Origin of the sequence: Chamaesiphon sp. (assembly GCF_041738855.1) — a bacterium.
GTDB lineage: Bacteria > Cyanobacteriota > Cyanobacteriia > Cyanobacteriales > Chamaesiphonaceae > Chamaesiphon.
In genome coordinates, this window is sequence record NZ_JBGSPA010000078.1 from 1 (window position 1) to 6,200 (window position 6,200).

Genomic DNA, 6,200 nt, shown 5'->3' on the forward strand with positions numbered 1-6,200 from the left:
GTTTTTTTGCGTGGTCACGATTAGTTCTAGGGCTGCGAGTCATCTGCTTATATCAGCTCAAATGCTTGTTTAGTAAGAGTTTGACATATTCTCCATTCCTCCTTGACAAAGCTCTAATTTTCTTAACTTGTCACGAATGTATACCAGCAGTCAAAGTTTACTCGGGATTGACAAAATTCCCTTCGCCCAACTTGGCGATATCTATCAGTGCATTCGGTTGAAGAATAATGCGCTGTATAATGTTGCCGAAATCAGTAGTTTCATCCCAGGATTGAACGGGATCGTGTCGATTGTCGCTACTTTTACAGCGATAAGCGAATCTAGAGTAAACGTGCAATTTAATCGTTCGCTGATTAGCTTACAAAAATTTATCGACTATACCAATCCCGATCGGTTGATTACGGCGATCGAAAACGGTCAAAAATTTACCGCGATCGATCTACCGATTAATCGCTCCGCAGGGCGCGCACCTGCATGGCTGGAAGTCACCTACCTCGATGATACTCTCCGCATCGGTAGAGGCAATGAAGGGAGTGTTTTTGTCCTAACTAAGTAATAGTTCGACTCCCGAATACCAAATCAACGATATCATTTTAGCATCCACTATCCACTAACTACTAGTAATTATGTTTTGACACAAGATGTGAGTTTATAGATATTTAGCTAAATTAATATTTCCGATAGTTGCTTGAGATTATAATCAATATTATTAAAAACAGGAATATCCGTAAAATCAGCTAGCTCCCGCAAAAACAAAGGAGAACTCGAACAAACTCCAGAAATGGCATCTGGAACCAATCCAAATTCCTGCTTGAGCACATTCAATCCACCGATCGCCCCAAAAGTGTCATGAGCCGCAAATATCAGCCTGTGAATGCGCGATCGGACGTCTGGAGACTTTAATAATAAAGCTGTTTCTCGTTGTAGAATACCGTCCGCCAACTCGACACACCAATAATTTTTAGGATTATTAGCATATTTAAGATCGAGATCGTTAAATATTTTTACTATCTCTTTTTCTGCTAATAGATAAGTAGATGGAAACCCAAAATGTGTAAAATCATTGACGATCGAAGCCCCCGCATCCTGCATGTGCAAAATATCTTTGAGACTAGCAGTACCCGTAACTTTCGATGCTCTGACATCATATCCCATCGTTGTCAAAGCCCAACAACAAGCCGTCGCACTAGTACTCTTACCAGAGTTCATACTAGTCCCAATCAGTAAGATTAGCTTAGATCTATCTTCTTTCTTCTCTGTTTTTTTAGGCTTAATTAATGAATAATTACGAGTATTCAAAACTTCTCCATTTGCATCGCAGATATAGCCCAATACATTAACATGTGTTGGTTCGCTCACCGAGGAGTTCTTAACTTTGACATTACCAATAATACCCGATCGAGCCAACAAATCGACCTTTTCAGTTATCGTTGTCGGAACCGTTCCTTCATAAAAATCTGGTGCATATCGATTTCCAAATACAAAGATTGCCGTCGAACCTTGATTGAGCCGATGAATTCGCCCAGACTTATTTTCCAACTCAGTATGTTGACCGAGGCGCGTAATCTTACCATAGACCACATCACCATTCTCTGGCTGCTTGTCCAGAAAATTATAGTATTTAATTTGCTTCCTGCTAATCGTGTATGCAGCACTAGGGAGAATATACCAGTCAGGAATCTTGTGCATCTAATTCATCACGAACGTTGTGCCTTATTTTCCCGCAACTCGATCGATCCATGCTGTGCTATTTTATGCAGTCTGCAATAACTTTTCTAAAGCTCTATTTTTCTTGATATTTAAAACATCATTTACGATCGCTCCACATCTTGCGCCGCCAATATACGCGGCACAATAATCAAAAAATAATTCCACCACAGCATAATTAATACAGCTACTGGCACACTCAACCAAAGAGTATGAAATACTAGCCAGCTACCTGCAATTACGATCGCTCCAGTCAAAATAATCGTCCACGGTTGACACCACCACGGCTTATGTTCCCAAAGATTAGCATTACTCATGATTTAGTCGATTATCTTACTTAAGCTAATAATAGATCGAGGTCGAGTGATATCATACTTATTTTCCCAGGTGCTAACCGTACCTCTATTTTAGCAAAATCGTCAATAGCAGGATCGCTTTGCAGAAGTACAACCCCGTACTTATAACGATCTGCTAAAATTGATGAATGAGGCGATATCAAATATCGAGAATCGCATTCCTGCTCTAGAGCGGAGTCTAGAAGAAATTAAACTAGATTGGAGATTGAAATGAGTTCTATTCCTACTATCCCAGATCCAGAAAAAATTAAGCAGACTTTAGCTAAAGCACATCAAAATTGTCAAGAAATGGAGTTGGCGGGTATTCAACCGGAAGAAGTTATTGCCAAACTCGATCGAGAAATATTGAATCAGCGCAAACAACGATTGGCGAAAGTGCTAGAACAGGGACAGAGTTAGGGGAGCATCCCACTTTTTATTTAGCGATCGAGTTCCGAACCTGTGCTAGTGCATCATCGCCAGAAATTACCCGCACAGATCCATCCCGCACTTCATCCCGACGTTTCTTTGCTTCCGAACTCCAAGCGGATTGAATACTGGTATCGATGTCAAACTCTAGGCTCTCAATTAGCTTGTCTGCGAGGATTGCTCTGGATGCACTAGGCAAGGATAAGATTTCTGCTGTTAATCGATCGAGTGATATCATACTGATTCTCCCAGGTGTTAACCCTCTCTCTATTTTAACAAAAACGTCAGCAAAGGATGAGATCGATCGAACACCATCATTTTAGATTGGGGAGTCATCAGTTCGGTTTTTCTATGAAGATAATGCGATCGCTTAAACCCATTTCAGAGATAGCTTGCGCTCAGTCCGTACACAATCTTGAAGATAGAGATTAATTAGATTTTGGTAGGGAATTCCTGTTTGCTCGGATAACTTCTGAAAATAGTCCACAACATTTTCTTCCAGATTAATGCTCACCTGTTTTTTTAACTTCTTCAGATAAGGGTTAGGAACAGATTGTGAAAAGTCATATTCGTCTCTCATGTCAAATAACCTTTATATTCTTTTTGTTCTGTTTTGGTCGCTCTACGAGCAGAAATAATCCGAATACTCTCATCATTTTGCCGATACACATGACACACGACTATTAACTTAAAGGATTCGCTCATCCCCAATAAGATATAGCGGTCTTCATCCTGCGAGTGGTCTGGGTCATAAGAAGTACGAGCATTTAGATCGTAGAAGGCAGTTTTAGCTTCTTCAAATGATATGCCATGCTTCAGATCGTTCGTCTGAGCCTTTTGCGTGTCCCATTCAAAGGTTATCTCATCCATAGCGATCGATCGAGTGATATCATAGTTATTCTCCCAGGTGTTAACCGTACCTCTATTTTAGCAAAAGCGTCAACAGACAGGATCGATCGAATCGAACACCCTCATTTTAGCTTGGGAGTCATCAGATCGGTTGAAGTCACAACAATTACCTTTAGCAGGCTACGCCAACGACAGGGTAAAATAGAGAAGGAATAACAATGCTAGTTGTTACGCCTTTTTGGAAAGCCTATACGCTCATACGATATCACAATGTCTCTAATAATTGAAACCGATCTCAAAGAGATTCTCACCAAACTAGACGGCAAAATCGATAAACTAGATGAGAAGCTCGATCGAATGCAAGATAGTATCACAGATATCAAGCTTGCTCAAACTGAACTAAAAGGTAAAGTTGATAACTTAGAAAAAACAGTCGATCGAATCCAGAAAGATGTCGATCTTACCAAAACAGAGGTAGCGGGTTTAACTGGGATAAAAGGCTTGTTAATTCCCCTTGCTGTTGCTGTTACAGTGAGTGCTATTAATTTTGCATTAACACACATGAAATTACCATAGCTTTTAGTGAAAATCGAACTCATATTAGATTGGGGAGTCATTAGATCGGTTTTTCTAGAAAAATAACGAGATCGCGAAGATCGATCGAACATTTATCGTTATTTCCCATAAAAATGAAATGTCGATTGAGTATATTTATGTGTAGTTAATGAATCACCCTCTTTGCAGGTCTTAATCTAAGATTTGTGGACTGAGGTTTTGACGATTTATTAGTTAGTACCGCGATGAAATGAAATCTCTCGCGTTTCTAATTCTAAAGTTTGACCTCCAAGTTTTGGTTTGGATCGAACATACTGTTTGTATCCGGCTGACCGAAACTTAATTTCCCCTTCTTGACATTCAATAGTCCAAATCCATTCTTTGCCTTTCCCAATATATTCTGCATTTTTAGGAGAGCCGACATCTTCTCTTTTAATACAGTCAATTTCCAAGCCACCGCTATATGAACTAATATCGAACTTAACATCATAAGTATTCTCGAACATGAGTGTAGCTGATGAAACCCAGAAGGAAAAGAACTTTTCATCTTGCTTTGGATGAACCCACTGAAAAATGTAGTCAATATCGAAGACGATTTCAAACTTCTCAGGAGAAAAAGCAATAGCATAAACTCGTGAATCATGCCATCCCATCATTTCAAAATCACTTTCTGTCCATAACCACTTTTCTAATTCATATTTATCTGTCATAACAACCTCCCAATTAGTCTAGATCCATACAGATCGAGGCTCATTTCGCACTATAGGATTTAAAATAGAACAACCTAGACAAAGAAGCTAAATCCAAATGTTAGAAGCATATCGCCAGCATACAGCCGATCGAGCCGCGTTGGGAATCCCCCCATTACCCCTCAATGCCGAACAAACCAGTGCCCTTTGCGAACTATTACAACATCCACCAGCAGGCGAAGAGGCTAACCTGATCGCATTATTGCGCGATCGAGTTCCGCCTGGAGTAGATCCGGCTGCTTATGTCAAAGCTGGCTTTCTGACTGGGATTATCACAGGTAAAATTACTAGTCCGCTGATTAACCCGATCGAGTCAATCGAGCTATTAGGTACAATGTTAGGTGGTTATAACGTTCGATCGCTGATTGACTTACTCCAGTCTGATAATCCCGAACTCGCTACAGCCGCCGTCAAAGCACTGAGTAAAATTGTCCTCGTTTACGACGCATTTAACGACGTGTGGGAACTCTCCCAAACCAATCCCTACGCCAAACAAGTCATCGATGCCTGGGCGAATGCGGACTGGTTCACCTCTCGCCCCACCCTGCCCGAAACCATTACCGTCACAGTCTTCAAAGTCCCTGGCGAAACCAACACCGACGACTTATCCCCCGCAACTGAAGCTACCAGTCGCCCCGATATTCCCCTTCACGCCCTGGCGATGCTGGAAACTCGCCAACCTGGGAGTTTAGCCACCATTGCCAAATTGAAAGAGAAAGGACACCCCCTCGCCTACGTCGGCGACGTTATCGGTACGGGTTCCTCGCGCAAATCGGCGATTAATTCTGTCCTCTGGCACATTGGCGCGGATATTCCCTGCGTGCCGAATAAGCGGACGGGTGGTTATATTTTGGGTAGTAAAATCGCGCCGATTTTCTTTAATACTGCTGAGGATTCGGGGAGTTTACCGATCGAGTGCGATATTACCATGCTGGAAACTGGCATGGTGATTACCATCCATCCCTACGCTGGCAAAATTACCAACGAATCCGGCGAAACCCTCTCCACCTTCAGCCTCAAACCCGACACCATCCTCGACGAAGTTCGCGCTGGCGGTAGAATTCCGCTGCTCATCGGGCGCACCCTCACCGACAAAACCCGCATCGCCTTGGGATTATCCCCCAGTACCATCTTTACCCGCCCCACTCAACCCACCGATACAGGTAAAGGCTACACCCTCGCCCAAAAAATGGTCGGTAAAGCCTGTGGATTACCAGGCGTGCGCCCTGGCATGTCCTGCGAACCCTTAATGACCACCGTTGGTTCCCAAGATACCACGGGGCCGATGACTCGCGACGAACTCAAAGAACTCGCCTGTCTGGGTTTCAGTGCCGATCTCGTAATGCAGAGCTTCTGTCACACCGCCGCCTATCCTAAACCAGTAGACATCAAAACCCACGAAGAATTACCCGACTTCTTCGCCCAACGCGGCGGCGTTGCCCTCCGCCCTGGCGATGGCATCATCCACTCCTGGCTAAATCGGATGCTCCTCCCTGATACCGTCGGCACGGGCGGCGACTCCCACACCCGCTTCCCCCTGGGCATTTCCTTCCCCGCAGGCTCCGGTTTAGTCGCC

At 43.2% G+C, this 6,200-nt stretch carries 10 protein-coding genes; 4 read left to right on the forward strand and 6 right to left on the reverse strand.

The features are described 5' to 3' along the window. Window positions 1–136 precede the first annotated feature (136 nt). A complete protein-coding gene (locus tag ACEW9I_RS07980; RefSeq protein ID WP_373539824.1) occupies window positions 137–556 on the forward strand; it encodes a PAP/fibrillin family protein in 420 nt (139 codons plus the stop codon). A gap of 107 nt (window positions 557–663) precedes the next feature. On the opposite strand, the gene ACEW9I_RS07985 is transcribed toward ACEW9I_RS07980, so the two are convergent. Next, window positions 664–1,689, reverse strand: a complete 1,026-nt coding sequence (locus tag ACEW9I_RS07985; protein ID WP_373539825.1) for a hypothetical protein — start codon at window positions 1,687–1,689, stop codon at window positions 664–666. A 122-nt stretch (window positions 1,690–1,811) separates the two neighbouring features. Next, window positions 1,812–2,024: a DUF6737 family protein gene (locus tag ACEW9I_RS07990; RefSeq protein WP_373539826.1), complete on the reverse strand. Its 213-nt coding sequence runs from the start codon at window positions 2,022–2,024 to the stop codon at window positions 1,812–1,814. Window positions 2,025–2,273: 249 nt separating this feature from the next. Here ACEW9I_RS07990 and ACEW9I_RS07995 point away from each other — a divergent pair, with 249 nt between their 5' ends. Next, entirely contained in the window at window positions 2,274–2,462 is a 189-nt protein-coding gene (locus ACEW9I_RS07995) for a hypothetical protein (RefSeq protein WP_373539827.1), read from the forward strand. A 16-nt stretch (window positions 2,463–2,478) separates the two neighbouring features. On the opposite strand, the gene ACEW9I_RS08000 is transcribed toward ACEW9I_RS07995, so the two are convergent. The 3 genes from ACEW9I_RS08000 to ACEW9I_RS08010 all read right to left on the reverse strand — a co-directional run bounded on the left by ACEW9I_RS08000 (window position 2,479) and on the right by ACEW9I_RS08010 (window position 3,341). Continuing rightward, a complete protein-coding gene (locus ACEW9I_RS08000; RefSeq protein WP_373539828.1) occupies window positions 2,479–2,709 on the reverse strand; it encodes an addiction module protein in 231 nt (76 codons plus the stop codon). 132 nt (window positions 2,710–2,841) lie between these two features. After that, window positions 2,842–3,051 (reverse strand): CopG family antitoxin, encoded by a 210-nt coding sequence (locus ACEW9I_RS08005; protein ID WP_373539829.1) that lies wholly within the window; start codon window positions 3,049–3,051, stop codon window positions 2,842–2,844. Further along, the gene (locus tag ACEW9I_RS08010) at window positions 3,048–3,341 is read right to left on the reverse strand and encodes a BrnT family toxin (RefSeq protein ID WP_373539830.1); all 294 of its coding nucleotides are present in this window, start codon (window positions 3,339–3,341) and stop codon (window positions 3,048–3,050) included. The genes ACEW9I_RS08005 and ACEW9I_RS08010 overlap by 4 nt, the downstream gene beginning before the upstream one ends. 249 nt (window positions 3,342–3,590) lie before the next feature. On the opposite strand from ACEW9I_RS08010, the gene ACEW9I_RS08015 reads away from it, so the two are divergent. Further along, window positions 3,591–3,896: a hypothetical protein gene (locus tag ACEW9I_RS08015; RefSeq protein WP_373539831.1), complete on the forward strand. Its 306-nt coding sequence runs from the start codon at window positions 3,591–3,593 to the stop codon at window positions 3,894–3,896. A gap of 209 nt (window positions 3,897–4,105) precedes the next feature. Here the strand turns inward: ACEW9I_RS08015 and ACEW9I_RS08020 are convergent, their stop codons facing one another. Continuing rightward, on the reverse strand, window positions 4,106–4,585 hold the full coding sequence (locus ACEW9I_RS08020) for a hypothetical protein (RefSeq protein ID WP_373539832.1): 480 nt from the start codon (window positions 4,583–4,585) through the stop codon (window positions 4,106–4,108). Window positions 4,586–4,682: 97 nt separating this feature from the next. Between ACEW9I_RS08020 and ACEW9I_RS08025 the strand changes: the two genes are divergently transcribed. Then, on the forward strand, window positions 4,683–6,200 hold a 1,518-nt coding region (locus ACEW9I_RS08025; protein ID WP_373539833.1), incomplete at its 3' end, for a bifunctional aconitate hydratase 2/2-methylisocitrate dehydratase.

Coding starts and splice junctions, on each gene's coding strand:
- ACEW9I_RS07980 (WP_373539824.1), top strand. CDS start 137: ATGTATACCAGCAGTCAAAGTTTACTCGGGATTGACAAAATTCCCTTC.
- ACEW9I_RS07985 (WP_373539825.1), bottom strand. CDS start 1,689: ATGCACAAGATTCCTGACTGGTATATTCTCCCTAGTGCTGCATACACG.
- ACEW9I_RS08000 (WP_373539828.1), bottom strand. CDS start 2,709: ATGATATCACTCGATCGATTAACAGCAGAAATCTTATCCTTGCCTAGT.
- ACEW9I_RS08020 (WP_373539832.1), bottom strand. CDS start 4,585: ATGACAGATAAATATGAATTAGAAAAGTGGTTATGGACAGAAAGTGAT.
- ACEW9I_RS07990 (WP_373539826.1), bottom strand. CDS start 2,024: ATGAGTAATGCTAATCTTTGGGAACATAAGCCGTGGTGGTGTCAACCG.
- ACEW9I_RS07995 (WP_373539827.1), top strand. CDS start 2,274: ATGAGTTCTATTCCTACTATCCCAGATCCAGAAAAAATTAAGCAGACT.
- ACEW9I_RS08010 (WP_373539830.1), bottom strand. CDS start 3,341: ATGGATGAGATAACCTTTGAATGGGACACGCAAAAGGCTCAGACGAAC.
- ACEW9I_RS08015 (WP_373539831.1), top strand. CDS start 3,591: ATGTCTCTAATAATTGAAACCGATCTCAAAGAGATTCTCACCAAACTA.
- ACEW9I_RS08005 (WP_373539829.1), bottom strand. CDS start 3,051: ATGAGAGACGAATATGACTTTTCACAATCTGTTCCTAACCCTTATCTG.